30 protein-coding genes are annotated in these 26,907 nt (G+C 34.4%); 19 read left to right on the top strand and 11 right to left on the bottom strand.

The window, feature by feature from the left end; genetic code table 11:
• Window positions 1–56: 56 nt before the first annotated feature.
• On the bottom strand, window positions 57–1,178 hold the full coding sequence (gene corA / locus LUA91_RS02605) for a magnesium/cobalt transporter CorA (RefSeq protein ID WP_231424393.1): 1,122 nt from the start codon (window positions 1,176–1,178) through the stop codon (window positions 57–59).
• A 2-nt stretch (window positions 1,179–1,180) separates the two neighbouring features.
• Complete coding sequence (locus LUA91_RS02600; RefSeq protein WP_231424392.1) at window positions 1,181–1,792, bottom strand: WbqC family protein; 612 nt, start codon at window positions 1,790–1,792, stop codon at window positions 1,181–1,183.
• A 39-nt stretch (window positions 1,793–1,831) separates the two neighbouring features.
• Between LUA91_RS02600 and LUA91_RS02595 the strand changes: the two genes are divergently transcribed.
• Together LUA91_RS02595 and LUA91_RS02590 are read left to right on the top strand one after the other, a co-directional pair.
• Window positions 1,832–2,713: a lysophospholipid acyltransferase family protein gene (locus LUA91_RS02595; RefSeq protein ID WP_231424391.1), complete on the top strand. Its 882-nt coding sequence runs from the start codon at window positions 1,832–1,834 to the stop codon at window positions 2,711–2,713.
• Window positions 2,710–3,723: a glycosyltransferase family 2 protein gene (locus LUA91_RS02590; protein WP_231424390.1), complete on the top strand. Its 1,014-nt coding sequence runs from the start codon at window positions 2,710–2,712 to the stop codon at window positions 3,721–3,723. Before LUA91_RS02595 ends, LUA91_RS02590 begins: the two co-directional genes overlap by 4 nt.
• Here the strand turns inward: LUA91_RS02590 and LUA91_RS02585 are convergent.
• Both LUA91_RS02585 and aroQ read right to left on the bottom strand, forming a co-directional pair.
• Window positions 3,716–4,438 carry a TlpA disulfide reductase family protein gene (locus tag LUA91_RS02585; protein WP_231424389.1) on the bottom strand — a complete coding sequence of 241 codons (723 nt, stop codon included), beginning with the start codon at window positions 4,436–4,438 and terminating at the stop codon, window positions 3,716–3,718. The two genes, LUA91_RS02590 and LUA91_RS02585, sit on opposite strands and share 8 nt — an antisense overlap.
• A gap of 11 nt (window positions 4,439–4,449) precedes the next feature.
• Complete coding sequence (aroQ, locus tag LUA91_RS02580) at window positions 4,450–4,866, bottom strand: type II 3-dehydroquinate dehydratase (RefSeq protein ID WP_231424388.1); 417 nt, start codon at window positions 4,864–4,866, stop codon at window positions 4,450–4,452.
• Between the two features lie 60 nt (window positions 4,867–4,926).
• Here aroQ and xerD point away from each other — a divergent pair, with 60 nt between their 5' ends.
• Window positions 4,927–5,826 (top strand): site-specific tyrosine recombinase XerD, encoded by a 900-nt coding sequence (gene xerD, locus LUA91_RS02575; protein WP_231424387.1) that lies wholly within the window; start codon window positions 4,927–4,929, stop codon window positions 5,824–5,826.
• On the opposite strand, the gene prmC is transcribed toward xerD, so the two are convergent.
• Window positions 5,801–6,682: a peptide chain release factor N(5)-glutamine methyltransferase gene (gene prmC / locus LUA91_RS02570; RefSeq protein ID WP_231424386.1), complete on the bottom strand. Its 882-nt coding sequence runs from the start codon at window positions 6,680–6,682 to the stop codon at window positions 5,801–5,803. The two genes, xerD and prmC, sit on opposite strands and share 26 nt — an antisense overlap.
• Before the next feature lie 81 nt (window positions 6,683–6,763).
• Between prmC and ribD the strand changes: the two genes are divergently transcribed.
• Genes ribD through LUA91_RS02550 form a run of 4 tightly spaced genes read left to right on the top strand, consistent with a single transcriptional unit; the run spans window position 6,764 to window position 10,187 of the window.
• Entirely contained in the window at window positions 6,764–7,816 is a 1,053-nt protein-coding gene (gene ribD / locus LUA91_RS02565; RefSeq protein WP_231424385.1) for a bifunctional diaminohydroxyphosphoribosylaminopyrimidine deaminase/5-amino-6-(5-phosphoribosylamino)uracil reductase RibD, read from the top strand.
• The gene (locus LUA91_RS02560; protein WP_231424384.1) at window positions 7,817–8,683 is read left to right on the top strand and encodes a DMT family transporter; all 867 of its coding nucleotides are present in this window, start codon (window positions 7,817–7,819) and stop codon (window positions 8,681–8,683) included. It abuts the gene before it with no gap.
• Window positions 8,670–9,284, top strand: a complete 615-nt coding sequence (locus tag LUA91_RS02555; RefSeq protein ID WP_231424383.1) for a YigZ family protein — start codon at window positions 8,670–8,672, stop codon at window positions 9,282–9,284. The genes LUA91_RS02560 and LUA91_RS02555 overlap by 14 nt, the downstream gene beginning before the upstream one ends.
• 42 nt (window positions 9,285–9,326) lie before the next feature.
• The gene (locus LUA91_RS02550) at window positions 9,327–10,187 is read left to right on the top strand and encodes a nucleoside phosphorylase (protein WP_231424382.1); all 861 of its coding nucleotides are present in this window, start codon (window positions 9,327–9,329) and stop codon (window positions 10,185–10,187) included.
• 249 nt (window positions 10,188–10,436) lie between these two features.
• Here LUA91_RS02550 and LUA91_RS02545 read toward each other — a convergent pair whose 3' ends face one another.
• Together LUA91_RS02545 and LUA91_RS02540 are read right to left on the bottom strand one after the other, a co-directional pair.
• Window positions 10,437–10,832: a DUF1398 domain-containing protein gene (locus LUA91_RS02545; protein WP_231424381.1), complete on the bottom strand. Its 396-nt coding sequence runs from the start codon at window positions 10,830–10,832 to the stop codon at window positions 10,437–10,439.
• A 3-nt stretch (window positions 10,833–10,835) separates the two neighbouring features.
• Entirely contained in the window at window positions 10,836–11,882 is a 1,047-nt protein-coding gene (locus tag LUA91_RS02540) for an aldose epimerase family protein (protein ID WP_231424380.1), read from the bottom strand.
• 74 nt (window positions 11,883–11,956) lie between these two features.
• Between LUA91_RS02540 and LUA91_RS02535 the strand changes: the two genes are divergently transcribed.
• From LUA91_RS02535 to LUA91_RS02520, 4 genes are all read left to right on the top strand, one after another.
• On the top strand, window positions 11,957–13,108 hold the full coding sequence (locus LUA91_RS02535; protein WP_231424379.1) for a galactokinase: 1,152 nt from the start codon (window positions 11,957–11,959) through the stop codon (window positions 13,106–13,108).
• Window positions 13,109–13,170: 62 nt separating this feature from the next.
• Entirely contained in the window at window positions 13,171–13,701 is a 531-nt protein-coding gene (locus LUA91_RS02530) for an RNA methyltransferase (RefSeq protein WP_231424378.1), read from the top strand.
• A gap of 9 nt (window positions 13,702–13,710) precedes the next feature.
• Window positions 13,711–14,376: a YdeI family protein gene (locus LUA91_RS02525; RefSeq protein ID WP_231424377.1), complete on the top strand. Its 666-nt coding sequence runs from the start codon at window positions 13,711–13,713 to the stop codon at window positions 14,374–14,376.
• Between the two features lie 224 nt (window positions 14,377–14,600).
• A complete protein-coding gene (locus LUA91_RS02520; protein WP_231424376.1) occupies window positions 14,601–15,881 on the top strand; it encodes an OmpA family protein in 1,281 nt (426 codons plus the stop codon).
• Window positions 15,882–16,018: 137 nt separating this feature from the next.
• Here the strand turns inward: LUA91_RS02520 and LUA91_RS02515 are convergent, their stop codons facing one another.
• Window positions 16,019–17,317 carry a DEAD/DEAH box helicase gene (locus LUA91_RS02515; RefSeq protein ID WP_231424375.1) on the bottom strand — a complete coding sequence of 433 codons (1,299 nt, stop codon included), beginning with the start codon at window positions 17,315–17,317 and terminating at the stop codon, window positions 16,019–16,021.
• Between the two features lie 373 nt (window positions 17,318–17,690).
• Between LUA91_RS02515 and LUA91_RS02510 the strand changes: the two genes are divergently transcribed.
• Window positions 17,691–17,852, top strand: a complete 162-nt coding sequence (locus LUA91_RS02510) for a hypothetical protein (RefSeq protein ID WP_231424374.1) — start codon at window positions 17,691–17,693, stop codon at window positions 17,850–17,852.
• 240 nt (window positions 17,853–18,092) lie between these two features.
• Here LUA91_RS02510 and folB read toward each other — a convergent pair whose 3' ends face one another.
• Window positions 18,093–18,464: a dihydroneopterin aldolase gene (folB, locus tag LUA91_RS02505; protein WP_231424373.1), complete on the bottom strand. Its 372-nt coding sequence runs from the start codon at window positions 18,462–18,464 to the stop codon at window positions 18,093–18,095.
• Window positions 18,465–18,577: 113 nt separating this feature from the next.
• On the opposite strand from folB, the gene LUA91_RS02500 reads away from it, so the two are divergent.
• The 5 genes from LUA91_RS02500 to LUA91_RS02480 all read left to right on the top strand — a co-directional run bounded on the left by LUA91_RS02500 (window position 18,578) and on the right by LUA91_RS02480 (window position 21,954).
• Complete coding sequence (locus tag LUA91_RS02500) at window positions 18,578–19,768, top strand: acyl-CoA dehydrogenase family protein (protein WP_231424372.1); 1,191 nt, start codon at window positions 18,578–18,580, stop codon at window positions 19,766–19,768.
• A gap of 173 nt (window positions 19,769–19,941) precedes the next feature.
• A complete protein-coding gene (locus LUA91_RS02495; RefSeq protein WP_231424371.1) occupies window positions 19,942–20,337 on the top strand; it encodes a GxxExxY protein in 396 nt (131 codons plus the stop codon).
• Between the two features lie 138 nt (window positions 20,338–20,475).
• Complete coding sequence (locus LUA91_RS02490; RefSeq protein WP_231424370.1) at window positions 20,476–20,856, top strand: SRPBCC domain-containing protein; 381 nt, start codon at window positions 20,476–20,478, stop codon at window positions 20,854–20,856.
• A 177-nt stretch (window positions 20,857–21,033) separates the two neighbouring features.
• On the top strand, window positions 21,034–21,693 hold the full coding sequence (locus LUA91_RS02485; protein ID WP_231424369.1) for a hypothetical protein: 660 nt from the start codon (window positions 21,034–21,036) through the stop codon (window positions 21,691–21,693).
• 48 nt (window positions 21,694–21,741) lie between these two features.
• Window positions 21,742–21,954 carry a hypothetical protein gene (locus tag LUA91_RS02480; RefSeq protein ID WP_231424368.1) on the top strand — a complete coding sequence of 71 codons (213 nt, stop codon included), beginning with the start codon at window positions 21,742–21,744 and terminating at the stop codon, window positions 21,952–21,954.
• An 80-nt stretch (window positions 21,955–22,034) separates the two neighbouring features.
• Here LUA91_RS02480 and lysA read toward each other — a convergent pair whose 3' ends face one another.
• Window positions 22,035–23,204 carry a diaminopimelate decarboxylase gene (gene lysA / locus LUA91_RS02475; protein WP_231424367.1) on the bottom strand — a complete coding sequence of 390 codons (1,170 nt, stop codon included), beginning with the start codon at window positions 23,202–23,204 and terminating at the stop codon, window positions 22,035–22,037.
• 165 nt (window positions 23,205–23,369) lie between these two features.
• On the opposite strand from lysA, the gene LUA91_RS02470 reads away from it, so the two are divergent.
• Window positions 23,370–23,534: a hypothetical protein gene (locus tag LUA91_RS02470; protein ID WP_231424366.1), complete on the top strand. Its 165-nt coding sequence runs from the start codon at window positions 23,370–23,372 to the stop codon at window positions 23,532–23,534.
• Here the strand turns inward: LUA91_RS02470 and LUA91_RS02465 are convergent.
• Complete coding sequence (locus LUA91_RS02465) at window positions 23,523–24,836, bottom strand: aspartate kinase (protein WP_231424365.1); 1,314 nt, start codon at window positions 24,834–24,836, stop codon at window positions 23,523–23,525. The two genes, LUA91_RS02470 and LUA91_RS02465, sit on opposite strands and share 12 nt — an antisense overlap.
• A 268-nt stretch (window positions 24,837–25,104) precedes the next feature.
• Here LUA91_RS02465 and LUA91_RS02460 point away from each other — a divergent pair, with 268 nt between their 5' ends.
• Window positions 25,105–26,841: a phospho-sugar mutase gene (locus LUA91_RS02460; protein ID WP_231424364.1), complete on the top strand. Its 1,737-nt coding sequence runs from the start codon at window positions 25,105–25,107 to the stop codon at window positions 26,839–26,841.
• Window positions 26,842–26,907: the final 66 nt, after the last annotated feature.

Here is a 26,907-nt window from a genome sequence, read left to right as displayed (position 1 = left end):
AACCTAACCAAAATGTGTTAAATGCCACTAAGGTATAAAAAGCAAATAGAATTTTCTTACTTAAACCAGCCCTTACGCCAAAAATAAATCACTTGTACCACAGCAATAACACCCATTACAATCCAAGTCCATGTGTAACCATGTGGACTGTAAAGTTCTGGCATATTATCTGGCATTACTTTGCCTGTTACAGGATCTTCTCTGCTGAAATTCATGCCGTAAATACCGGCAATAAATGTTAAAGGAATAAATATGGAAGAGATAATCGTTAATACTTTCATAATCTCATTCATCCGATTACTAATGATGGAGAGATTCATATCAATATTTGCAGAGGCAATTTCTTTTAACGATTCTATAAAATCAATGATTTGAATACAATGATCGTATGCATCTTTCATGTATGTTTTAGTGAGATCAGAAATGAGTGGACTATCTGTTCTAATAATATCATTCAATTTATCTCGCTCTGGCCAGGCAATTTTTCTTATGGTAATTAATGATCGTTTTATAGCCTGAGTATCGTACATTATCCTCTTATCCGGGCGATCATAAAGTCTATCCTCAATGGCATCAAGTTCCTCTCCCCAAAAATTTAGCAGAGAAAAATAATTATCAACAATCACATCCATTATGGCGTACATTAAATAACTGCTTCCCCCAATTCGGATATTTCCTTTACCAATTTCCAGGCGTTTTCTAACCGGCTCGAAACAATCAGAATAAGTTTCCTGAAAGGTAATTAGTGTTCTTTCAGAAAGGATAAATGAAATTTGATCATTGCATAATACATCCTCTTCACCCAAATAAAGGTGTCTGCTAACTGCAAATAGATATTTATCGTTATCATATTCATCGAGTTTTGGCCGTTGATAAGAACTTGTAATATCCTCTAAAACCAATCTGCTGATGTCGAATTTCGAAGAAAGCGTTTCAAAAATATTGGGATCTGCTAAACCCTTAATGTCGAACCAATAATTGAAACTTTTATCCTGAATTAATTTTTCGATGTTGCTTATGTTTTTTAATTCTTCTTTTTTATAAGATTTGTCGTTATAGGTATGAAGAACAATTATGGGTTTCAAAGCCTCATCATCAATGGCGTATAAACCAGGACTAGTTCCCGGAGCAGGAACATTATAATGCTTGTGGCGACTACGAGGTTTGTTTTTTCCCATTTCTATAAATACAACTTGGCCTGCGGACCTTGGTTAAACAACAAATCTACTATACTTAAGTTGTTTAAAAATTGATGTCTGTCTTCAAAAACCTGATAATATGGTTTATTGTTTACAATTTCGCCATTTTTTTTAGGATTCATCATTCCCCTGTAATCTAGTTCCGGAGCAATTGCATCTTCATAAGAAGAGGTTGTGTTTAGCGCAAGCTTTAATTTCAATTTTTTAGTAAGCCATTCTATCAATTCCAAATTGTAGTCAAATAAAAATTCAAACTTATCTTGATAAAATCTTGATAGTTCATCCTCGTAGTATTCAAAATATGCGGAGCTGCGGTAACAGGTTTCCAAACTAAGCCAATGTAAACGTTGCCAATTAAAATCGTAACTGATGCGAACATCTTTCATTTTTTTATGTGTTTTAGAACCCTTTACCAATGGAACGGTTAAATCTAATTTTCCATTTGGAGAATAAATGCTTGCCCTGTTGCGGTAAGTTTGTTTTGCTAAATGCTCGTGTTTTTCAATTAAAAAATCATCACCCAACTGTTGTAATAAACTGAAATAACCTACAGGTGGTAGATAAAATAATGGTAGTATAGCTGTATTTTGCATTTGAAAATTTATGTTTGTAGCTGGAAACCAATAAAAATAATGATTAAAAGAGTGATAGCGCACCTAGGCGTATTTTTTTTATACCTCGTGTCGTTGCTTCCACTGCCAATATTATTTTTTTTTGCAAGATTACTATATTATCTCCTTTATTATGTAATCGGCTATCGAAAAAAAGTTGTTCGTCAGAATTTAATTAATTCTTTCCCCGAGAAGACTACTGCTGAAATAATTTCCATTGAAAAAAAATTCTTTCTTTTTTTATCAGAATTGATCTTTGAAATCGTAAAAATGACGACTATTTCTAAAAAAGAAACTTTGAAAAGAGTGAAGTTTTCGGGCTTAGAACACTTAGAAAAGCATTTTGAAGCTGGTGAGAGTGTATTGGCTTGTACAGGCCATTATGGTAATTGGGAATTAGGAACGTTAGCTCTTGGTTTAAATATATCGGCTAAAACAATGGTGATTTATAAGCCTTTAACCAACAAGATTTTCGAAAATTGGTTTAACAGGTTTAGGACAAAATATGGTAACATTTTTATCGCCATGCGACAAACATTAAGGGGAATGGCTGCTTATAAAAATGAGCCGACTTTACTATGTTTTGCCAGCGACCAAGCACCTACACGAGAAGAAACAAAGTATTTTGTCGATTTCTTACATCAACCTACTGCTGCATTGTTGGGAGTAGAAAAAATTGCCAAATCAACCAACAGGCCAATCTATTATTTTAAAGTTACGGTGGTTAAAAAAGGTTATTATCATGTTGCCGTTTTGCCAATGTGTTTAAATCCATCAATAATGGATGAGTTCGAAATTACTAACTTGCACTTCAAATTTTTAGAAGATATTATTAAAGAGCAGCCTCAATATTGGTTATGGAGCCATAAACGCTGGAAATTTAAACCCGAATCGAAAGAATGAATCCATCAGTAGCCGTCGTAATATTAAACTGGAACGGAAAAGCCTTTCTACAAAAATTTCTACCGGGAATATTGCTTTCCCAATATGATAATTTACAAGTCATTGTTGGAGATAATGCTTCTACAGATGATTCTGTGGCATTTTTAACCGAACACTTTCCGACCGTTAAAATTATTCAGAACGATTTAAATTATGGCTTTGCAGGAGGTTATAATAAAGTTCTTGATCGTGTTGATGCCGATTACTTTGTGCTTTTAAATTCGGATGTGGAGGTAACGCCCAATTGGATTAAACCCGTTATCGATTTAATGGAAAGCGATTCTTCTATTGCGGCCGCACAACCAAAAATCAAATCGCAGTTAAAAAAAAATGATTTTGAATATGCAGGTGCAGCTGGTGGTTTTTTAGATATTTATGCTTATCCCTTTTGTCGCGGCAGGTTGTTTAATGTATACGAATCAGATCATGGCCAATACAATGATCAAAAAGAAATTTTTTGGGCAAGTGGTGCCGCATTTTTTATCAAAAGCAAATGTTGGATAGAAACTGGTGGTTTAGACGCCGATTTATTCGCCCACATGGAAGAGATAGATCTTTGTTGGAGATTGAAAAATTTAAACTACAAAATTATGTACTGCCCAAATGCCGAAGTTTTTCATGTTGGCGGCGGCACTTTGCAAACTGAAAATCCATTTAAAACCTATTTAAATTTCAGGAATAACCTAATCATCATGCAGAAAAATTTACCCGCTGATGATGCTATTTTTAGAATAACCATTAGAATGTGGATAGATTTTGTGGCTTGGTGGCATTTTCTGCTATCTGGAAAGCCAAAATTTACAATGGCTGTAAGCAAAGGGCATTGGCATTTTATTAAATCAGTTTTTAAAACAAACAGAAAACGTAGCTCAGTACAAAAACCTTATGCTAAACATGCAGGCGTATATAACAATAGCGTAGTTTGGGCATTTTTTATTAAGAAGATAAAATACTTCAGCAAGCTTAGTTAGCTTTTAATGATTCATCAATTGATTTTTCGATCCATGATATGGTGTTTGGAGCTAAACCAACTGTTCCAAATTTAACTTTACTATTCCTATCTATTACGGCATGCGTTGGATAAGCAGCAACTCCAAATTTATTGGCTAAATATCTTCCGCCATCAACAATATTATAGTGGTATGGATTTATTTTTAAGAAATTTTTAATATCATATTTTTCATCAAGCGCTATAGCGAGAAAAACAACATTTGGATTATCTTTATATGCTGCAACTAATTCATTTAATTGCGGGATTTCATCAACACAAGGCGGACATTTTATAAACCAGAAATTCAATACCAGCACTTTATCTTTCGCCGTACGGAAATCAAACTTATTTCCATTCATATCCGTTACCTTAAAACCCTTGAAGTCATCTCCCTCTTTAAATGCATCACTTGGTCTTGGCTTTGGTAGTTTATCGAAATAAGCTGCTCGTTGATCTGCTGTTAATTCGTATAACAAATATTCTGGATTTCCTCTATCTGTGGAAGTATTTCTTCCCTTTATAGCATATTTACCAGTTGATATAAGTTTCTTCCATGAAGAATATGGATAAACTAAGCCATCTTCACCCCTCACAACAGATTGCTCATTTAAAATATTTCTTTTTGAAGTGTTTTCCTGAGCTATGCTGTGAAGCGAAAACGATATTAAAATGATGGAGAGCATTTTTTTAAGCATGATATTATTTTTTATTTAATTAAACTTTCAATTGCTAAACGATAGCCTTTCATTCCAAAACCAGTTAAAACCCCCTGGCAATTTTTACCAGTTAATGAAACATGCCTGTATTCTTCGCGAGCATAAATATTTGATATATGCACTTCGACCACAGGCGTTTTAATTGCCGCAATTGCATCGGCAATTGCTACAGAAGTATGAGTATAGCCTCCAGCATTTAATACGATGCCGTCATAAATAAAACCAACTTCATGTAATTTATTAATAATTTCGCCTTCTAAATTGCTTTGAAAATACAGTATTTCTATAGTTGGATATAGTGATTTTAGTTCCTTAATATAATCTTCAATACTGGTGTTTCCATAAATAGAAGGTTCGCGAACGCCAAGCAAATTTAAATTTGGACCGTTAATTATTTGAATTTTCATGATTGATTAATGGTTTAATATTGTAACGTTGCAATGTTATAAAAAATCTTAAATAAAAGCATGCTTTGGCAATCATATATTAAAGGGTTTAAGGCTTATTTAAAACTCGAGAGGTCACTTTCTCATAATTCAGTTGATGCATACCTAAATGATATCGATAAACTAAATCAATATTTTGCATCCATAAATGAAGAACCTAAATTAGTGGATATTAAGGCTGCGGATGTGAAATTATTTATTACCTGGCTAAATAATTTAGGTATGTTGGCCAGTACCCAGGCTAGGATAATTTCAGGTCTGAAAGCATTTTTTACCTACTTGATGTTGGAGGACGTCATTCAAAACGACCCCATGGCATTAATTGAGGCACCAAAATTAAGCAGAAAATTGCCTGATATGCTGAATATCCATGAGATTAATGATCTCATCGCAGCAATTGATGCTTCAAAGCCTGAAGGTATGCGTAACAAAGCCATTATCGAAGTGCTTTATGGATGTGGATTGAGGGTGTCTGAATTAACAGATTTAAGAATCTCAAATTTATATCCCCAAATTGAATTTATTAAAGTTATAGGTAAAGGTAATAAAGAGCGTTTGGTACCAATTGGCGGGGTGGCATTAAAGTTATTAGATATTTATCTACATGAAGTTCGCAATCATATGTCAATCAAAAAAGGAAATGAAGATTATATTTTTCTAAATCGCTTTGGTGCAAAACTTTCACGTATCTCCATATTTAATTTAGTAAAAAGTCTTGCGGTTGCTATTGGACTTAAGAAAACCATTAGTCCGCATACCTTACGCCATTCGTTTGCTACACACTTAATTGAAGGCGGGGCAGATTTACGAGCTGTGCAAGAGATGCTGGGCCATTCGAGCATTACCACTACAGAAATTTACACACATATAGATCGTGATTACTTGCGTGAAGTGATTACACAATTCCATCCCAGATCCTAGTATAAATTTTCCTGCTAGCCTTTATCATGCGGTCTTTACTTTGCATATCTTTTTTCAATTCAATTTCGGCAAAGCCCTTACTATTGAGCATTTCAATGGTTTCATCTGATAGGTATTCATTAATTTCAAAATAAAGGTTACCTCCGGGTTTTAAATTGGTTATAGCAAAGTCTGCAATAGCATTGTAGAAAATCAGTGGATTATCGTTTTCAACGAATAATGCTAAATGTGGTTCATGATTTAGCACATTATGATGCATCTGTTCTTTCTCTAAATCCCTGATATAAGGTGGATTACTCACTATTACATCAAATTTTTCTTCAGTTGAATAAGTTAATATATCTGCATGGATAAAGTTTATTGATATATTAAGGTTAGTCGCGTTTTGTTGAGCTACCTCAATTGCAGCAGATGAAACATCTAATGTGGAAATCTCAGCTTTTGGCAAGTGTTTTTTTAAGGTGATTGGAATACATCCAGAACCGGTTCCAATATCTAAGATTTTGATGTCAGTGAAGTTTTCCGTTTTGAAATCAGCAATAATCCAATCAACCAATTCCTCTGTTTCTGGTCGTGGGATCAGCACATGTTCGTTGACTATAAAAACTGACCCGTAAAAATGGGCTTCACCCAATATGTGCTGAATGGGTTTACCAATGATTAGATCATTCAGGATACTTAACATTTTTTGAAGATGAATGAAATCCATGGCGCTATCACCCATCATCCGCAATTTACTGGGCGAAAATTTTAAAACGTGTTCAGCTGCCAAACTAAATAGTGCCTTAGTCTCATCGCCATCATACTGCTGATTTAATTCTTCTACAAAATGCTCTTCTAGCTCACCTAATTTCATTGCTGTAAAATTACTTATTTTGAAACCATATCAAATTGTTTTTGTAGCACTCATGACTCATTTTTTAGTATTTTTGCGCAAATGACCGATGAATTTTACATGAAACGCTGCTTGGAATTAGCGGCGTTAGCAATTGGAAACGTAAGTCCAAACCCGATGGTTGGCTGCGTAATTGTTCATAACGGAAAAATTATCGGCGAAGGTTATCATCAAGAATATGGTAAAGCTCATGCTGAACCTAATGCTATACAATCAGTTTTCAATCGCTTTGGCGATGAAGCAGGCCATTTATTAATACAAGCTACTGCTTATGTTAATTTAGAACCTTGCGCCCATTTTGGCAAAACGCCTCCTTGTGCAGATTTATTTGTGAAACATCAATTAAAAAAAGTGGTGATTGGTAATCGCGATCCTTTTTCTGGTGTGGATGGGAAAGGAATAGAAAAGCTAAAAAATGCCGGAATCGAAGTTACCAGTGGCATTCTAGATGAAGAGTGCAGATACTTCAATCGAAGGTTCTTTACAAGAATCCAAAAACAACGCCCTTACATTATCCTTAAATGGGCAGAAACTGCAAATGGGTATTTTGCTACTAAGGATGGTCATCAAAAATGGATTAGCGGGGCTTTGGCGAAAAGATTGGCTCATCAATGGCGTACAGAAGAAGACGCAATTCTTATTGGGAAGCAAACAGCGATAATTGATAACCCTCAACTTACAGCAAGAGAATGGCCAGGTAAAAACCCTGTTCGATTGGTTATTGATAAAAACCTACAAGTTCCGCAAAACAATCATATTTACAATGATGAAGCAAAAACCATTATCTTCAATGAAGTTAAAACAGATGTGATTGGAAACATTCATTACATTCAAATGGAGGATATGCAATTCTACCTTGCCCAAAAAATAGCTTTCCAGCTTTATTTAATGGATATTCAATCGGTAATTATCGAAGGTGGAGCAAACATTTTAAACAAATTTTTAGATTCTAATCTTTGGGATGAAGCCCGCATTTTTACTTCGTCGGGCAGTTGGAATGATGGGATTGCCTCGCCAGTAATCAACGGCTATTTACAAGAGCAGATCAACATTCAATCTGATAAATTATCAATCTATATAAATCCACTCAATTAAATGATATACATCCTATTAAGTATTATTTGTAGCGTTACTGTTGCCGTTTTACTAAAATTGGCAAAACGTTATCAAATTAATATCATTCAGGCGGTTACTGTAAACTATTTTGCTGCTTTAACATTTTGCTATATTTTTTTTAAGCCAGATATTGCTCTTTTAGATTCTCATGCCCCTTGGTCAATTTATTTAAGCTTGGCTATTTTATTGCCTTCTGTATTCTTATTTCTTGCTGCATCGATAAAGAATTTGGGGATTGTGAAAACAGATATTGCACAGCGTTTATCTCTTTTTATTCCCATTTTGGCAGCGTATTTTATTTTTCAGGAAGATTTCAACCAATTAAAAATTATTGGCTTATTAATTGGTTTTCCAGCTATATTTCTAACCTTTCTACGCAAGCAGGATATTAAAGAACAACAAGGCAACTGGATTTACCCAGTAATGGTTTTTGTTGGCTTTGGGGTAATAGATGTACTTTTCAAGCAAATCGCTTTATACAAGTTGCTTCCTTACACCACCTCACTTTTTATTGTTTTTTGCTTGGCTTTTATAGTTTCGCTTGTCATTGTTATCGTGATGGTAATTAGGAGAAAAATGAAAATTCAGCTGGTTAATTTAGCATGCGGCTTGGTTTTAGGCCTGTTCAACTTCGGTAATATTTTGTTTTATATGAAAGCCCACAAGGCACTTGCCGAAAACCCATCAACTGTTTTTGCTGCAATGAATATGGGTGTAATTGTGGTCGGCAGTTTAATTGGCATCATCGTATTTAAAGAGAAGTTAACCAAAATCAATTATCTAGGAATAATTTTAGCTCTTGCGGCTGTAATTTTTATCACCCTCTCGCAAAATGCTGTTCGATGATTCTTATAAAACAATCGAAAATCCTTCAGAAGGAATATTTCGAGATAAAGGTAGTAAGTTCATCGCATATGCCTATCCCATTCGCAATGAAGATGAGGTTAAACCAATCATTGCTAATTTACGCTCCGAGCATTCGAAAGCAAGGCATTGGTGTTATGCCTATCGTTTAACACCCGATCGTTCTGTTTTCAGAATCAATGATGATGGCGAACCATCGGGAACAGCCGGACGACCAATTTTGAATTGCTTGCTTTCTGCGGATATTACCAACGTCATAATTGTAGTTGTCCGCTATTTTGGTGGGACTTTACTGGGCGTTCCGGGTTTGATAAATGCGTATAAAAATGCCAGTTTGGATGCTATTGCTACAGCATCAATTGTTACTAAAACGGTAAATGATTTATATGAGGTTTATTTTGAATACCTGCAAATGAACGACGTAATGAAATTGGTTAAAGAAGAAAACCTAATCATTTTAAATCAGCAATTTGATTCCAATTGTATTTTAAAATTTGAAGTAAGGAAAGCACAACTAAACCAAGTTTTAAGTAAGTTTGATAAAATTGACCATGTAAAGCTAAAATACTTACAAACAATTTAAGGGCTTAAAAAACAAGTGTTTAAATATTAAATCTAACCAAACATGAAAATTGCCGAAAGCGACTTAATTATTAATCCTGATGGAAGTATATATCATTTAAATTTATTGCCTGAAGATATTGCAGAAACCGTAATCACGGTTGGCGATCCCGATCGTGTGGGAGAAGTAAGCAAGTTTTTCGATCACATAGAATTAAAAAAGGGTAAAAGAGAATTCATTACGCATACGGGTTATGTTGGTAAAAAACGGGTTACAGTTTTATCTACCGGCATCGGCACTGATAATATCGATATCGTTTTTAATGAACTAGATGCTTTGGTTAACATCGATTTCAAATCCAGAGAGATCAAAAAAAGCCTTACCTCTCTAGATATCATTCGGGTAGGTACTTCCGGTGCTGTGCAGGCAGATATACCCATGGGTACCATTCTGGCATCGAGCTATGGTTTAGGTATGGACGCCTTGATGAATTATTATGTGCATGAAATTGCTGGCGATGAACGAACTTTAATGGACGATATTAAAAGCCATTTTGGACATTTAAAAAACATTAATCCATATTTAACTGCAGCGAACGATACATTATTAAGTACAATTGGTAAAGATTTGCCTAAAGGAATTACCATTACTGCCCCCGGTTTTTATGCCCCGCAAGGAAGAATAGTTCGGGCAAAAAATGCTATACCCAATTTTATCAGCCTAATAAACAGTTTCCAAAGCAATCAACATCGCATTACTAATTTAGAAATGGAAACTGCTGGCATTTATGCCTTGGCCAAAGTTTTAGGACATAAAGCATTATCAATCAATGCAATACTAGCAAGTAGAGTAAACTTCGAATTTAGCAAAGAACCCAATAAAATTGTAGAACAGGCGATTAAGTTGGTATTGGAGCGGATATAATTTGTAGAGATATGTGAAAATGAATGCAGGTAGTTCTTCGGTTAAAGCAGCCCCGCTAACGTTTCAAATCCTATACCGTTAAGGTTAGCAGGTAAATTTTGTGTCAGCAATACGGTATATGGGTTTTCCACTTATATGGGTTTATAAACAGCAGAACTATTCCATGTAGCCGAGGCCTGCTCCCACCAAAATATAAATCCGACAGCAATGGAAATATTTTTTTGTTGCACCTTTGAATATATTGTCATGCTAAACAACAGGAATTTTTTCCTGTACCAATTCATTTCCTTCACTATCTAAATAAGTACAGGTCATATGGCCTAAATCGATCACCCACTTTTCTACACCAGCATCTGCTGCCTGTTTACAAAAAGTAAAATAATCTGTTTCTCCATTCTGATGGATTTTTAATGCATGCGTTAATTTATCTGCAGATGATTCATCGTTTACAACAAGTTCTGGATAATCTGCCGGACTTGCTTGCTGTACATTATCTTCATCATCAAAATAAATGGATAATCCGTTGGAAACGTACACATCATTTCTAACCACACCCATTTCTTTAATTTCTTTAATGAACTGTGGGAAATCTGCACCTGTTTTAATTTTTGCTTCTGCAGCTTTAATATCCTGAAGGCTAAACATATATTATTTGGTTAGTGATATTTTATAAATTGTGGTTTGTGTGTATAAATCGTCGGGTTGTAATACGGTGCTTGGAAATTCTGGAATATTAATTCCATTTGGATGATGTTGGGTTTCAATACAAAATGCACTATAAGCTCCATAATCCTTACCACCTTTTCCATTTTTAACATCTACGTATTTAGCAGTATATAAATGGGCAACCGGTTCTGTTGTGTATACACTTAAGTTCAAACCGCTTTTAGGTTCACTTGTTTTACTAGCCAAAGATAAATCACCATAAATCTTATCGAGCACTATGGTTTGATCATAACCTTCTTCCGGGTTCCAATCTTTACCAATTTCTTTTGGTTGTGTAAAATCAAGCGGTGTACCATTTACAGGAACTAGTTTCCCGGTTACCGAGTAATTATCATCTTGCTCTAAATAATTAGAACCAAAAACCTGAAGCTGATGATTCTGAATATTTTCACCATCTGGAGATAGATTGAAATATCCATGATGCGTTAAATTGATTGCTGTAGCTTTATCAGTTTCTGCTTCGTAACTTAAAATAAGTTCATCGTTTTCAGTCAGTTCAAAAGTTAATGCAATAACCAAATTTCCAGGGAAATTTTCCTCCCCATCTTCACTTTCATATTCTAAAGTAACAGATGATTGTGCTTCATTAATATCAACAATATCCCAAACCTTCCTATCAAAACCTACCGTACCACCGTGTAGTGTTGCAGCACCAGAATTTTGAACTAATTGATAACTGTCATCACCAATAGTAAAGTGACCGTCTTTGATGCGATTGGCATAACGACCTATCACTGCTCCGAAATAGGGATAATTTTTTAAATATGCAGGATCAAGATATTGTTCAAAATCATCAAAGCCCAATACAATATCCTGCATTTCTCTTTTAGCATTTTGAACTATAAATTTGTTAATGATGGCTCCGTAATTGAATATTTTAACGTAAGTACCTTTATTATTGGTTAGTTCGATTGCGAAAACCTCTTCGCCATCAATAAATTTTCCCGTTGATGTTTGCTGAACGCTCATAAATTGTAACTTAGGATTTTTGTTTCCTTAACAAACATAGCATTATTAATGCTATGATAAATATTTTTAACCAAATGAAAATTGAACTTGAGCAAAATTTTTTAGCACAATATCATCGAAATCATGAAGCTGTTTACTTCACTCCAGGACGTATAAACTTGATTGGCGAACATATAGATTACAATGGTGGTTTAGTTATGCCCTGCGCCATTACCCTTGGTACCTGGGTTGCAATTGCCGCGAACACAGATGGAAAATTTAGATTTAAGAGTTTAAATTTTGAAGCACAAACTGAAGTTGAAAGCAATACCATACATGAGAAAAATGGTAGTTTGTGGGCAAATTATCCAATCGGTATTATAAATGAATTCTTGAAAGATGGAAAAGAAATAAATGGATTTGATTTTCTGTTCTTTGGTAATATTCCAATCGGTTCTGGCCTATCTTCTTCAGCTTCCATTGAAATTGCTACAGCATTTGCATTAAACGATTATCTTGATTTAGGCTACGATAAATTGGAGCTCATTAAAATTGCCAAGCGGGTAGAAAATGATTTTATCGGATTAAATTCTGGAATTATGGATCAGTTTGCTGTGGCAATGGGTGAAAAAAATAAAGCCATTGTGTTAGATTGTGAAACATTGAAATACAAAATGGTTGATGTAGATTTGGGAAAATACGTTCTGGCAATCATAAATACCAACAAACCAAGAGAACTTGCTGAATCGAAATATAATGAGCGTGTTGAAGAATGCCAAAAAGCTTTAAAATTGTTGAAAGAGGAAATTACACTTCATCATTTATGCGAACTAAATGCCGAAAAGTTTGCTTTGCATAGCCATTTGATTCAGGATGAAACTATTCTAAACCGTGCAACACATGTTGTTAAAGAAAATGATCGGGTACATCTGGCTGCTAAAGCACTTAATAATGGAAATTTAGAGGAATTTGGCCGCCTAATGTATACTTCACACAAATCGTTGAGAGAACTTTACGAAGTTAGTGGAAAAGAATTAGATGCTGTTGTTGATTTTTGTACAACTTACCACCATGTTATTGGTGCACGAATGACAGGTGCTGGCTTTGGTGGATGTGCCATTGCTTTGCTTGAAAAAGGATTCGAGGAAGATTTCGCCAGGCATTTAACTAATTATTATGTAGAAAAAATTGGTTATCCTGCAACTATTTACATCAGCGAAATCGGTAATGGGCCAATTAAACTTTAAATTAATTATCAAAAGCAATAGCAATAATATTAGAGATAAACTGCAATTTTGCGGTTAATAAAATGAGGAAACTGAAATTAGACGAGCTTAATCGTCCGGATATTGAGAAATTTAAAACACAGGAAAAACTGCCTGTTGTGGTGGTGTTAGATAACGTTCGTAGCATGCATAATGTAGGCTCAATTTTTCGTACCGCTGATGGATTTGCTTTAGAAAAAGTTGTTTTATGTGGAATTACTGCCCAACCTCCACATCGCGAAATTGAGAAAACCGCTTTAGGAGCTACACAATCTGTTGAATGGATTCATTATCCAGATACTTTATCGGCTTTAGATTCATTGAGAACAGCGGGTTATGAAATTGTTGCTATAGAACAGGCTGAGAAAAGTACTATGCTAAATACTTTCAAACCAGATATAAATAAGAAATACGCCTTGATTTTTGGAAACGAAGTTGATGGCGTAAGTGATGAAGTTATGGCAACCATAGATGAATGTATCGAAATTCCACAATTTGGAACCAAACACTCTTTTAACATAGTAATTTCTGCGGGTATCGTATTTTGGGATTTCTTTGCAAAATTAAGACTCTAGTTTATTGTAATGGAGAATTTGTTTCTTAAAAAACTGAAGGTAAAGCCTGGCAACAAAGTTAATATTACTGGCGCCCCGGCAAATGCCACATCTATTTTTGGACAAATTCCTGATACTGTAAATTTATCTTTTGATAATTTATCAAGTAGTGATGTATTAATATTTTTTGTGTTAAGTAAGGAACAATTAGATAATCAAATTGAGTCTTATTTGAATTACATAAATGCTAAAACTATTTTTTGGGTTTTTTATCCAAAGAAATCCTCTAAAATCAAATCTGATTTAGACTTGATGAAATCTTGGCAAGAGCTGTCTAAATACCGCTTAGCACCATGTTCATCAATATGTGTAGATGAAACCTGGACAGGCTTACGTTTGAAGTTTGAAATGGAAATTAAACCTTCAGGAATGCGTAACGATCATATAAAAACCAATTTGTATGGTGAATATATCGATCCAGACACTAAAACAGTAAAACTTCCTTCTGATCTGGAAGTGGAATTGAGTCAACATCCCACAGCTTTAAACTATTTCGATACACTTGCATACAGCCACAAAAAGGAGTATGTTTTATGGGTAATATCTGCTAAGCAAGATGCAACCCGGAGTGCAAGAATCGTTAAAATGATCAATCTTCTTTTAAAGAACAAGAAAAATCCTTCCGATAAAAACTGACTTGTTTTTAATCAGAATCTAATGTCTGTATACAATTGCATACAGTTTTCGACTTTAGTATGAGGTATAAGTAACATTTTTGTGTATTATTTTTAATCATCTAATCTTCTGATTTTATGGTGTTTGAGGCGGTTTTTTATATTATGGCAAGGTTTTTTCTTATGGCAAGCAAAACAGAATTATAAAAAAACTGTTAAGAGACTATTATTTATAAATTGAAAAAAATGAATTCGAAAATTACAAAATCAACAATGTTGGTTGCCTTATTAGGATTATCATCACAATTATTTGCACAAGAGACTCCAACTACAACAAGTAGATTTGGTAAACAATCACTAAGAACTTGGAGTGTTGGTGCTCATGGAGGTATTTTAAGTCAAAACACTTTTTTAGGTGGACAAAGCGTTAAAGCTAGAGAATTTAAAAGTATTGGTTATGGTGCTTTTGTTAAAAAGCAAATCCTTCCAGCTTTAGGTCTTCAAGCTGATTTCTTACGTGGAGAAGTTAAAACATTAAATACTACAAGCACTATTGAGCAAGTAAACAGCATTAACTGGTCTGGATCATTAACAGCAGTATTAAACATTGCAAACTTCAGCTTGAATACTGAAAATGCAGTTTTAATTCCTTACGTTAAAGCGGGTGCTGGTTATATGTCATCTGACTCTCAGGTTGGAACTGTTCAATCATTTACTGATAGAGAAGGATGGTTTATCCCTACAGGTGTTGGATTTAAGTTAGGTGTGTCTAAAGGAATCAACTTAGATTTCGGTTATGACATTAACTTCATCAAATCTTCTCCAACTGTTAAGAGTGTTTATAATGAAAGCAGATTTTCTTACGCTCACGCAGGTTTAGAGTTTGCATTGGGTAACAAAGAAAACTCTCAATTACAAAATTATAGCGCTATTGCAGACTTACGTAAACAAAGTGCAGAAGAAAGTGCTGAATTAAGAAGAGCATTATCTACAGCTGAACAAAATGCTGCCAGAGATAGAGAGCAATATGCTAAAGATTTAGCTGATGATGATAATGATGGTGTAGCAAACAAATTTGACAAATGTCCAGGAACACCTTCAGGAACAGTAGTTGATGGTTCTGGTTGTCCATTAGCAGCTCCAAAAACGATTATTAAAGAAACTACTGTAATTACAGAAGCAGATCGTAAAGTTGTTAAAGATGCGATTTCTAACTTAGAATTCGATTTAGGTAAATCTACTATCCGTTCTAAATCTTATGCTTCTTTAAATAGAGTTGCTGGTTTATTAGTAGAGAAAAACTTTAGCTTGAAATTAGCTGGTCACACAGATAACACTGGTGGTAGAGAATTAAACTTACGTTTATCTAAAGAAAGAGCAGAATCAGTTAAAGCTTATTTGGTATCTCAAGGTGCTAATGCTTCAAGAATCGAAGCTACTGGTTACGGACCTGATCAACCAATTTCAACTAACAAAACTGCAGCTGGTCGTCAAGAAAACCGTCGTGTAGAATTTACATTATACTAGTAAATAGTTAAATGAAATAGAAAAAGCCCCGATGCAAATCGGGGCTTTTTACGTTATTAGTATTTTCGTCATTGCGAGGCACGAAGCAATCTAATTAATCTAAATAGATTGCTTCGTGCCTCGCAATGACGGATTTTTTATGATAAACCTTTTTTATTTTTATAAGTCATTTTTGCTTTAGTACCAGCGCTGTAATTATAATTTTTTAAATTACTAGCCTTCTTTTCGTGGAAAGCTGCACCACGTTCAGACTCATCTTCTTCCTCTTCTTTTTTCTTTTTCTTAGTTTTAGCAGCAACATCAACTACTTTTAAATCATCAGGCAAATCCATTACATCCATACGCTTACCTATGGCCTGTTCAATTTTCTTTACCTCAATTAATTCAATATCTGTAGAAAAAGTGATGGCTACAACATCCTCATCATTATGTTTTACAATACGTTGAATGAGCGTTTCTTTTTGCTCTGGTAATTCCAAATGTAGAATAAATGGAATGCCCTCAATGTTTAAATCATCTAAATTTTCGTTGGCAACGATTAGAATCCGAGCGTCTGGATTTTCTTTAAAATCTTCAATATCATCGTAACCTTTGTCATCAAAAAATAAAGACCGATAGATACTAACTTCACCAACTTTTGGATTGTTAAAGTTTTTATAAACGGTTTGGGCAGTTAATCTGGTATTTACAAATACAACAACTTTATCGAAAAACTCGGCGTCGTTCAATAGTAAAGTTAAAAGATTAAGCTTAGTTCTAAAATTTGGGACTTGATATAACATCTGCGGATAAACCTCTGCTTCTTTCTCGCCAATTTCATCTACTTCTATAGTCGTTGCAGAATCCTTCATAAAAGGAGAAATCATGTGGTTTAATTTTTCATGCATAACCTCTGTGAATACTACATGTTGAGATTTATATGCACTGTTAGCCAACTCAACAACAGGCAACTGCAAACCTTTTTTCACAATCAGTTCGGCATTATCAACGATAAACAACTGAATTTTGTTAGTATTTAAAGCCAGCTTTAAGTATAAAGCTCGTGCTCTATCAGGCACTGCAACAATAATATCACAGCCATCCGTTATTTCATTCATTTGTGTATCAACAGCTCCTCGACTGTCGATTCCTAAAATTCTGAAACTATTATTGCGGTTCAATAATTTAAATTGTTCTAAAACATGATCAACATGCTCCGCATCCGGAACTAGGATTAAAGCTCTAGGTGCCTCCTCAAAGGCATATTTTAATTTCATTAGCGTGGCTAAAACATAAGTCGTTGTTTTTCCTGCTCCCTCTGGTCCTACCGCTATAACATCCTGGCCACCTAAAATTCGAGACATAGTTTTAGTCTGGATCTCCTTCGGAGTTAAAAATCCAGCCTCAGTCATGGCTGCTACAAGTGGTTTGCTAAGTTTTAATTTTTCTAATGACACTCTTATCGTTTTAATGTATGAAAGTGCAAATATCCTTAAAATAATTAGCTTTTCAGAAATTGAATTTATGGGCTTGGAAATGAGTGCCGCTAATTCTTAGATACTTCAGCCCTGCTATCCATTACTTCCGATGAAACCTGTGCAACAAGCAAGCATACCATTAAAAAGAAATACTCATGCTTAAATCGGAATCATTTCTATCAGGTTTAGATAACAAAATTCGATTGTATATAAACGCTCTACCTCATTTAAAAAATTAATATACTGATTATAAATAAGTTAAACATTCAATCAAATTAAATACTACTAATTCTATAGATATTATATACTTATTTATATATTTGTCTCAACGTAATTATTTAACAAAAAAATCATGTCGATCTATTTTCAATATCCAGCAATAGATGAATATCCAAACTTGAATAATCAGGTTAAGATTGAAGTTTTAAATAAACAAATTTCAAAGGATAAAGATAATCTAAATCAGGAGCAGATGGTAGAATTAAAAGATTTTTTAGCATTAAAACCAATTTAATATATACGGCCAGTTGACCGATTGGGAGGTGAAAGTTTCATAAACTTTTAAATAATGGTTCGAATCCATTACTAGGCCGCTAAGTGTATCTCATAGCACTTAAACCTGATTCCTGCTCAGATCAGGCAAGATTTGGTTATCTTATATTTGTTTTGTTGTTAGCAAAGGCTACCTGCGATGGGTAGCCTTACTTATGTTATGATGTCTAGCGGTAATGCTCATCATTAGTTTTCAATCTGATTAAATATGCGCCTTTAGGTAAGATAATTTAACAAATGAATGCCCGATTTGTCCTGGCATTGGTGGATTTAATTTTTTCATACTCACATTTACAGTATCTACAAAAGGATAAAGCTCTATAACTTTAGAGATGATATTGTTCAAAACCGTTTCTAAAAGTTTTTGAGTATTTTTCATTTCCTCACGGATAATCGTATTCAAATCTTCATAATTTACCGTTTGGGCAAGTTCATCATCGAAACCCTGAGGTGTAAATTCAGCGTCTAAATCGATAATAAAATGATTTCCGATGATTTGTTCTTCAGGGTAATAACCATGCAAGGCAAAGCATTTTACATCTTTTAAAGCTACAGTTTGTTTAAATCGACTCATGTATGTTTTGTATGCTGTAAAATTAAATTTTTATTCACGAATATAATGCCCCTTGCGGTAAATTGTTACCTTTGAAATGAACGCGATTTCTTAACCAGATAAGACGATATTACATGAGCAATTTAGTGAAAAAAGACCTGTACGAGGCACCAGATTACTATTTATTGGATGAATTATTAACCGATGAGCATAAATTAATTCGTGCTACGGCAAGAGAATGGGTAAAAAAAGAAGTAAGTCCGATTATTGAAGATTACGCTCAAAAAGCTGAATTTCCGAAGCATTTAATAAAAGGATTGGCTGATATTGGTGCTTTTGGGCCAACAATTCCTGTAGAATATGGTGGTGCTGGTTTAGATTATACAGCCTATGGAATTTTGATGCAGGAAATTGAACGCGGTGATTCGGGAATTCGTTCAACTGCATCTGTTCAGGGCTCATTGGTAATGTATCCTATTTATGCTTACGGTAGTGAAGATCAACGAAAAAAATACCTTCCAAAGTTGGCAAGCGGAGAAATGATGGGCTGCTTTGGTTTAACCGAACCTGATCATGGCTCTAATCCTGGCGGAATGGTAACCAATATAAAAGATGCTGGCTCCCATTACATTTTGAATGGTGCTAAAATGTGGATTAGCAATGCACCTTTTGCAGATATTGCGGTTGTTTGGGCAAAAGATGAGGCTGGAAAAATACGAGGAATGGTTGTTGAACGTGGAATGGAGGGGTTTTCGACACCTGAAACACACAACAAATGGAGTTTAAGAGCTTCGGCAACAGGCGAATTGGTTTTTGATCATGTTCAAATTCCCAAAGAAAATGTTTTCCCGGAAATTAGTGGATTAAAAGGTCCGTTAGGTTGTTTAAATCAAGCACGTTATGGAATTGCCTGGGGTGCTCTGGGCGCCGCAATGGATTGTTACGATACTGCATTGCGATACTCTAAAGAAAGAATTCAGTTTGGAAAACCAATTGGAGGATTTCAATTACAACAGAAAAAACTGGCCGAAATGGTTACGGAAATTACCAAAGGTCAGCTTTTGGTTTGGCGTTTAGGTATGCTGAAAAGTGAAAACCGAGCCACTGCTGAACAGATATCAATGGCTAAAAGAAATAGCGTAGAAATTGCTTTGGATATTGCCAGAAATGCCCGTCAAATGCTTGGTGGAATGGGAATTACGGGCGAATATTCTATTATGCGCCACATGATGAACTTGGAATCAGTAGTTACTTATGAAGGAACCCACGATATACATTTACTGATTACAGGAATGGACGTGACGGGGTTGAACGCGTTTAAGTAGAGAATAGAATTTTATGTGATTTTAGGATTTACAGGATAAGGCGCATATTAACAGGTTCAAAACAATAAAATTATAATTCATTTAATAAATCTTTTAAGTATGGATTTTTCTAACTAAATCCTTAATTCCAATTCCCCTATTGTTATAATTTCTAATCCACAAATTTTAATAAAATGGATATTGAAGATTTGACTTATCGGATAAACGGATGTGCAATGAAAGTACATAAGGTTTTGGGAAATGGATTTCAGGAAGTAATTTATCAGAGATGCTTAGCAATCGAATTAAACAAAGCTGGAATAAAATATAAGAGAGAAGTTGAACAAGATATTTTCTATGATGGTTCAATTGTAGGAAAGCGTCGTGCTGATTTTGTAGTTGAAGATTTAATTACTGTTGAACTCAAAGCATGTGTGAATTTGGAAAATCACCATTTAGCTCAAGCAAAAAATTATGTTGTTGCTTATAATTTCAATATCGGATTATTGATTAATTTTGGTGCATCAAGCTTACAATTTAAAAAGATTTACAACCCTTTAATAAATAAGTATAGGGCAGGTTTAAAATGATTTAAGAATTTGAATCATAATGCGTAATAAATAACAAAAGAAAATAAATTTCCATAAAAATAAAACCTCAGATGGGATGTTGAATTGATAGAATCCATAATCTTGAAAATCCTTATATCCTACAAATCTTGATACAGAATGAAAGATTATAAAAAATACACCTACATACCAGGTTCTCCTGAAGAAGTTTATTTAGCACTTACAAAAGATATTAGCATTAAACTCTGGACCGGTGCCGAAGTAGTATTCGAAGAAAAACCCGATACTGAATTTTCCCTTTGGGATGGTGATATTGTTGGAAAAAATCTTGAATTTGAAACCAACAAAAAAATTGTACAGCAGTGGTATTTTGGAGAAGATGCTGAACCATCAATCGTTACCATAAAACTTCATGAAGATAAAAAGGGTACATCACTTGAATTTAAACAAACCAACATTCCCGATGAAGATTATAAGGATTTCACAGATGGAATTGAGGAATATTTCCTAGGTGGATTAGTCGATTTCTTTGATGAATAACTTAAATCTATAAATTAACGTATTAAATTAATCATGCTCTACTCTAAAAATTCGTTAACAATAATTGCCTCATTTGCAATTCTCTTACTTTCATCCTGCAGTGGCTATGTCAGTAATCTTCCTGTCTTTTATACTCCCGCTGTAACTTCAAATCATATGTCGTATATGCCAAAACCTATGATGGAAGATAGTTTGAAAGTTAAAAATTATGTAAGTGCCAGTTTTGCAAATAATAGCTTACCTTATGAAACTGGTGACATGGCCATGGGTTATTTGAACTATAATCGATCTCATGTGGTAAAAAATGTAAACTTTGCATATGGAGGCTTCGCATATTTTGGAGGTACATCTCGTGGATACGAAAATTCAAGGCGAAAAATAAATGAGGAATATCATGATAAAGGTTTTTATGGTTTAGGCTTGAGAACATCTATTGGCCTAGCTGAAAAATCTGGCAATACCGAGTTCAGGATCTTAAACTGGGAAAGTGCGTTAAGTTACGAAGCAGGAAGTTACGCGTCATTTAGAAAAAAATTACGATCCACAAATGATCCATTATCGATAGCATCTGATAAAACGACACTATTTACCACGGGAGGATCAACGGAAATTATTTGGTCTGGACGAAAAAATACAGACAGACAATATGGCTTCCGTTTATTTATAGGAAGTACCATTGGCTTACAGAAAAACATGAATTATAGCGAAGAAAAAATCACAGGTCTGGCTTCAGATTTTTCTTTTTTTATAAAAATTAAAAATGCCTACGGAATTCTTAGCAATGGAAATAATTTAATGAATAATTCTGGCAAAATTACCTTAGGATATTCATTCTAGCACAAACTTATAATGCTATATGATGTTTAATACCATAAACAAAATATCATGAATAAGACCTTAGGATTAATACTAATCATCGTTGGAATTTCCATGCTGGTTTGGACTGGCTTTACATACACCAAAAAAGAAAAAATTGTAGATGCTGGTCCGATTCAAATATCGGCTGATAAAGAAAAATCTGTGAATTGGCCGCCTTATGCTGGTGGAATAATTTTAGTAGCAGGCGTTTTTATATTTGTGGCATCGAAAAGGAAATAATTAAAACGTCATTGCGAGGTACGAAGCAATCTTATTAGCAAGATAGATTGCTTCGTGCCTCGCAATGACGACTTTGGAAACTATATTTCGTTACTATAAACAGATCTTATGACATCTCTCAAATTATATTTTGATGCCATTACTTCTCCATAAGCGCCTGCGCTACGAATGGCGAAAACATCTCCTCTAAAAGATTCTGGTTGTTCTACTTCTTTCCCAAAGCAATCGGTACTTTCGCAAATTGGTCCAACAATATCATACTTTATGATTTCAGATTTATGATTTACGACTTTAGATTGTGTTAAATTTTCAATTTTGTGATATGCCTGATACAAAGCAGGACGCATTAATTCCGTCATACCCGCATCTAATACCACAAAGTTTTTCTTCTTACCTTTTTTGATATACAGGGCTCTTGTAATTAGTGAGGCAGATTGACCAACCAATGCTCTTCCTAATTCAAAATGAACTTCTTGATTTGGTTTTACTTCTAAAAAATCATTAAATATTTTGAAGTAAGATTGGAAGTCAGGTATTTGATTATCAGGATTGTAATAATCGATACCTAAACCACCACCTACGTTAAGAACTTCGACAACAAAGCCTTTATCTTCAAACCAAGCACAGAATTCATTTACACGAACGCAAAGGTTTTTATACACATCAAGATTGGTAATTTGAGAACCGATGTGGAAGTGAATTCCAATAAATTTTAGGTTTTTTGCAGATTTTAATGTTTCTGCACATTCTGGTAAATCCCATGAGTTGATTCCAAACTTATTTTCATCCAAACCAGTAGTAATGTTATGATGCGTGTGTGCATCAACATTTGGGTTAATGCGAATGGCTACTTGTGCAACTTTTCCCTTTGCGGCTGCAAGTTCATTTAAAACTTCCAATTCCTGAATAGATTCTACATTGAAGCAGAATATATCCAAATCCAAAGCCTCATTTATTTCTTTATCAGATTTACCTACCCCTGCGAAAACTATTTTTTTATTTTCGAATCCTACCTCAACAGCTCTTCTCACCTCTCCAGCGCTTACGCAATCAGCTCCGAAACCAATTTGCTTAATTTGCTCAAGCAAAACAGAATTGAAGTTGGCTTTTAATGCATAATGGATGTGAAACTGATATGGTTTTGCAGCATCGGCACAAGCGCTTAAAGTTTTCTGCAATAAATCCGTATCATAATAGTAAAATGGCGTTTCTATATTGCTAAACTTTGATATATCTTTATCGGCGAACATGTTTAAATTCCTTATTATAATTTTAATTTTATTCTTTGGGCTAATTTATTTGGGTAATTACCTCGATTTAAAACATGGAAGAATTACCCGAAAACAATACAATGGAAAAATCCGATTTTTTATCGTTTTGCTCTTAATAGTATTGTTCCTTTTATTTATTAAAAAATGAAAATAATAGCTGCCATATTTATCGTTTTAATCATCTCATTAGGATTGTTTAATTCTTACAAGAAGCATAAAAACGGATTATTACCATCAAACTTTCTGGCTTTTCATTTCCTCATTGGCTTGCTGGTAATTTTTGGTGCATTCTATTTGCTATTCGAATAATCTATTGTGCAAACTTCGCAAAGCCTCTGTTTTATATTCGCTTAAAATCAAAAGAGAAACATTATAATTACTTCCTCCATAAGAAATCATTCGGATTGGAATATGTTTTAATCCCTCTAAAACCCTGCTTGCAAAACCATGTTTCTCTGAACCGAAATCGCCAACAACACACACAATGCTGTGGTTGGTATCTACTTCAACTGTTCCGAAGCTTTCTAATTCCTCGATAATCTTTGGCAGATTGCCTATTTCATCAATTGTTAATGAAACAGCCACTTCAGATGTGGTAATCATATCAATTGGCGTTTTATAACGCTCAAAAACTTCAAAAACACGACGCAGAAATCCGTAAGCCAATAACATTCTGCTCGATTGAATACGAATTGCTGTGATACCATCTTTAGCAGCTATAGATTTAATTTTACCTTTTTCGCTGTCATGAGTAATCAAAGTTCCCGATGCACTTGGCTCCATCGTATTCAACAAACGAACTGGAATTTTATATTTCTGTGCCGGAAACACAGATTGAGGATGCAAAATTTTAGCTCCAAAATAAGCTAATTCAGCTGCTTCATCAAAAGATAATTGAGCAATCGGTTTTGTTCCTTTAACAATCCTGGGATCATTATTATGCATTCCGTCAATATCAGTCCAAATTTGAACTTCTTCGGCCATTATAGCAGCCCCTAATAAAGATGCGGTATAATCACTCCCTCCTCTGCGTAAATTATCTACTTCGCCGAAACTATTGCGGCAAATAAATCCTTGCGTAATAAATAACTTATTTCCTTTATTCGCCTCTAATAATGGTGTTAAATGCTTTGTTGTAAATGGAATATCTGGTTCGTTATCTTCATCAGTTTTCATAAAATCTAGCGCAGGAAGCAAAACTGATTCTACACCTATAGATTTTAAATAAATATGATACAATGTTGTGGATAATAATTCACCTTGAGCTAAAACAACTTTCTCCTCAATTGAAGTAAAAATATCATTGGTTAAAACGGCTAAAAAGCTGAAATGATAATCTATCACTTCGTTACCCATCTCCTGAAAATCGGCAGATGGTAAAAGTTCAATAACAAAATCCTTATATTTTTGATACAAATTTTCTACGCATTCGCTGCCCTTCTTCTTATCTCCTGCTAAAAAATAATTAGAAATCTCCACTAAACTGTTTGTCGTACCAGACACAGCTGATAAAACAACAATTTGTTCTTCGTTTGGATTAATGATATCCAACAACTTCGTCATGCGCTCGGGACTACCTACAGAAGTACCCCCAAATTTTAGTATTTTCATTTACTTTATTATTGTTTTTAACGGTAATGAAGCTATCATAATTTATTTAATTACTTTTGGCTATAAAAAATTATGATGTTTTCATTTTTGTAATGGAATATGTAATTTACTTTATTATTGTATCGGGGCGTGAAAATAAGCAAAAGCAGTTTAAAAGCAACATCCTCAACAAAATAAAATTTGGAAGAATCGAAATATTTTCTTTCAAACCAAACTTCATTGAATCAAATTTGTTCAAAACCAGATATTAAATTAAAAATAAAGCTCAATGCAATCAATTGATCAATCAACTCAAGCCACAATTAATCAGTGGTTAAGCGGAAATTACGACGAAAAAACGAAGTCAGAAATTCAAACTCTAGTAGATAATAACTCCACTACCGAACTTACAGATGCTTTTTACAAAAGCTTAGAATTTGGTACCGGTGGTTTACGTGGCATTATGGGTGCTGGTTCTAACCGTATCAATAAATACACTATTGGAACTGCAACTCAGGGTTTGGCAAACTATTTAAACAATAAATATCCAGACGAAAAAATCAGCGTTGCCATTGCGCATGATAGCAGAAATAATTCTGATTATTTTGCAGGAATTACGGCAGATGTATTTTCTGCAAATGGTATTCACGTTTACTTTTTCGAAGCATTAAGACCGACACCAGAATTATCTTTTGCGGTTCGTCATTTTGGTTGTAAAAGTGGTGTAATGTTAACAGCGTCGCACAATCCAAAAGAATATAATGGCTATAAAGCTTACGGTGCAGATGGCGGTCAGTTTACTTCTCCTGATGATAAATTGGTTATTGATGAGGTAAACAAAATCAAAAGCATTGATGAAGTGAAGTTTGAAAGAGTTGATGCAAACGTTGAATTAATTGGTGAGGCCATTGATAAACTTTATTTAGATGGTATCACTGCACTATCAATTTCTCCTGATGCGATTAAAAGACAACATGATTTAAAAATCGTGTACTCTCCTATTCATGGAACAGGGATTACTTTAGTACCGAAAGCTTTGGCACAATTTGGCTTTACCAACGTTACACTGGTTGAAGAACAGAGCACACCTGATGGTAATTTCCCTACAGTAGTTTATCCTAATCCAGAAGAAAAAGATGCGTTAACGTTAGCGATGAATAAAGCTAAAGAAATTGATGCTGATTTGGTTTTGGCAACTGACCCCGATGCTGATCGTGTTGGTATTGCTGTGAAAGATAATAATGGCGAATGGGTTTTGCTAAATGGTAACCAAACAGGAAGTTTACTGATTAACTACCTTTTAACTGCCTGGCAGGAAAGCGGTAAACTAGATGGCAATCAATTCATTGTGAAAACGATTGTAACTTCAAACCTAATTGAAGAAATTGCTAAGAAAAAGGATGTAACTTATTACAACACCTTAACTGGTTTTAAATATATCGGTCAGTTGATGACAGAATTAGAAGGTAAAAAATATTTTATCGGTGGTGGCGAAGAAAGTTATGGTTATTTAATTGGCGATTTGGTTCGCGATAAAGATGCTGTAGTTTCTGCTGCTTTTATTTCTGAAATGACTGCTTACTATAAAGATAAGGGCGCAAGTTTGTACAATGCTTTGTTAGATATGTATGTTGAATACGGTCTGTACAAAGAAGATTTGGTTTCGCTTACTAAAAAAGGCAAAACTGGTGCTGAAGAAATTAAAGCGATGATGGAAAAATTCAGGAATAACCCACCTGCAAGTTTGGGCGGTTCTAAAGTTTCTGTATTGAAAGATTACGAACTAAGCCAGGAAACAGATTTAGCTACAGGAAAAGTTACGAAACTGAATTATCCAACTTCAGATGTTTTACAATTTATTACTGAAGATGGAAGTATTGTTTCTGCTCGTCCGAGTGGTACCGAACCTAAAATTAAATTCTATTGCAGCGTAAATGCACCATTAGCTGATAAAGCAGATTTCGCTAAAGTAAATGATGAATTAGGTGATAAAATTAAAGCTGTTATGGCTGATTTGCAGGCTTAGGTTTAGCCACATATTTGCAGATTAAATATTAAAACCAGATGTACTAATGCATCTGGTTTTTTTTGT

Origin of the sequence: Pedobacter sp. Leaf250, from assembly GCF_920984735.1 — a bacterium.
Classification (GTDB): Bacteria; Bacteroidota; Bacteroidia; order Sphingobacteriales; family Sphingobacteriaceae; genus Pedobacter.
The sequence above is the reverse complement of the archived record's forward strand: the minus strand, read 5'-3'. Positions and strand labels throughout refer to the sequence as shown.

What these genes read in the sequence shown, in the direction of transcription:
- corA (WP_231424393.1), bottom strand. Translation starts at nt 1,178, where the DNA reads ATGGGAAAAAACAAACCTCGTAGTCGCCACAAGCATTATAATGTTCCT.
- LUA91_RS02600 (WP_231424392.1), bottom strand. Translation starts at nt 1,792, where the DNA reads ATGCAAAATACAGCTATACTACCATTATTTTATCTACCACCTGTAGGT.
- LUA91_RS02595 (WP_231424391.1), top strand. Translation starts at nt 1,832, where the DNA reads ATGATTAAAAGAGTGATAGCGCACCTAGGCGTATTTTTTTTATACCTC.
- LUA91_RS02590 (WP_231424390.1), top strand. Translation starts at nt 2,710, where the DNA reads ATGAATCCATCAGTAGCCGTCGTAATATTAAACTGGAACGGAAAAGCC.
- LUA91_RS02585 (WP_231424389.1), bottom strand. Translation starts at nt 4,438, where the DNA reads ATGCTTAAAAAAATGCTCTCCATCATTTTAATATCGTTTTCGCTTCAC.
- aroQ (WP_231424388.1), bottom strand. Translation starts at nt 4,866, where the DNA reads ATGAAAATTCAAATAATTAACGGTCCAAATTTAAATTTGCTTGGCGTT.
- xerD (WP_231424387.1), top strand. Translation starts at nt 4,927, where the DNA reads ATGCTTTGGCAATCATATATTAAAGGGTTTAAGGCTTATTTAAAACTC.
- prmC (WP_231424386.1), bottom strand. Translation starts at nt 6,682, where the DNA reads ATGAAATTAGGTGAGCTAGAAGAGCATTTTGTAGAAGAATTAAATCAG.
- ribD (WP_231424385.1), top strand. Translation starts at nt 6,764, where the DNA reads ATGACCGATGAATTTTACATGAAACGCTGCTTGGAATTAGCGGCGTTA.
- LUA91_RS02560 (WP_231424384.1), top strand. Translation starts at nt 7,817, where the DNA reads ATGATATACATCCTATTAAGTATTATTTGTAGCGTTACTGTTGCCGTT.
- LUA91_RS02555 (WP_231424383.1), top strand. Translation starts at nt 8,670, where the DNA reads ATGCTGTTCGATGATTCTTATAAAACAATCGAAAATCCTTCAGAAGGA.
- LUA91_RS02550 (WP_231424382.1), top strand. Translation starts at nt 9,327, where the DNA reads ATGAAAATTGCCGAAAGCGACTTAATTATTAATCCTGATGGAAGTATA.
- LUA91_RS02545 (WP_231424381.1), bottom strand. Translation starts at nt 10,832, where the DNA reads ATGTTTAGCCTTCAGGATATTAAAGCTGCAGAAGCAAAAATTAAAACA.
- LUA91_RS02540 (WP_231424380.1), bottom strand. Translation starts at nt 11,882, where the DNA reads ATGAGCGTTCAGCAAACATCAACGGGAAAATTTATTGATGGCGAAGAG.
- LUA91_RS02535 (WP_231424379.1), top strand. Translation starts at nt 11,957, where the DNA reads ATGAAAATTGAACTTGAGCAAAATTTTTTAGCACAATATCATCGAAAT.
- LUA91_RS02530 (WP_231424378.1), top strand. Translation starts at nt 13,171, where the DNA reads ATGAGGAAACTGAAATTAGACGAGCTTAATCGTCCGGATATTGAGAAA.
- LUA91_RS02525 (WP_231424377.1), top strand. Translation starts at nt 13,711, where the DNA reads ATGGAGAATTTGTTTCTTAAAAAACTGAAGGTAAAGCCTGGCAACAAA.
- LUA91_RS02520 (WP_231424376.1), top strand. Translation starts at nt 14,601, where the DNA reads ATGAATTCGAAAATTACAAAATCAACAATGTTGGTTGCCTTATTAGGA.
- LUA91_RS02510 (WP_231424374.1), top strand. Translation starts at nt 17,691, where the DNA reads ATGTCGATCTATTTTCAATATCCAGCAATAGATGAATATCCAAACTTG.
- folB (WP_231424373.1), bottom strand. Translation starts at nt 18,464, where the DNA reads ATGAGTCGATTTAAACAAACTGTAGCTTTAAAAGATGTAAAATGCTTT.
- LUA91_RS02500 (WP_231424372.1), top strand. Translation starts at nt 18,578, where the DNA reads ATGAGCAATTTAGTGAAAAAAGACCTGTACGAGGCACCAGATTACTAT.
- LUA91_RS02495 (WP_231424371.1), top strand. Translation starts at nt 19,942, where the DNA reads ATGGATATTGAAGATTTGACTTATCGGATAAACGGATGTGCAATGAAA.
- LUA91_RS02490 (WP_231424370.1), top strand. Translation starts at nt 20,476, where the DNA reads ATGAAAGATTATAAAAAATACACCTACATACCAGGTTCTCCTGAAGAA.
- LUA91_RS02485 (WP_231424369.1), top strand. Translation starts at nt 21,034, where the DNA reads ATGATGGAAGATAGTTTGAAAGTTAAAAATTATGTAAGTGCCAGTTTT.
- LUA91_RS02480 (WP_231424368.1), top strand. Translation starts at nt 21,742, where the DNA reads ATGAATAAGACCTTAGGATTAATACTAATCATCGTTGGAATTTCCATG.
- lysA (WP_231424367.1), bottom strand. Translation starts at nt 23,204, where the DNA reads ATGTTCGCCGATAAAGATATATCAAAGTTTAGCAATATAGAAACGCCA.
- LUA91_RS02470 (WP_231424366.1), top strand. Translation starts at nt 23,370, where the DNA reads ATGAAAATAATAGCTGCCATATTTATCGTTTTAATCATCTCATTAGGA.
- LUA91_RS02465 (WP_231424365.1), bottom strand. Translation starts at nt 24,836, where the DNA reads ATGAAAATACTAAAATTTGGGGGTACTTCTGTAGGTAGTCCCGAGCGC.
- LUA91_RS02460 (WP_231424364.1), top strand. Translation starts at nt 25,105, where the DNA reads ATGCAATCAATTGATCAATCAACTCAAGCCACAATTAATCAGTGGTTA.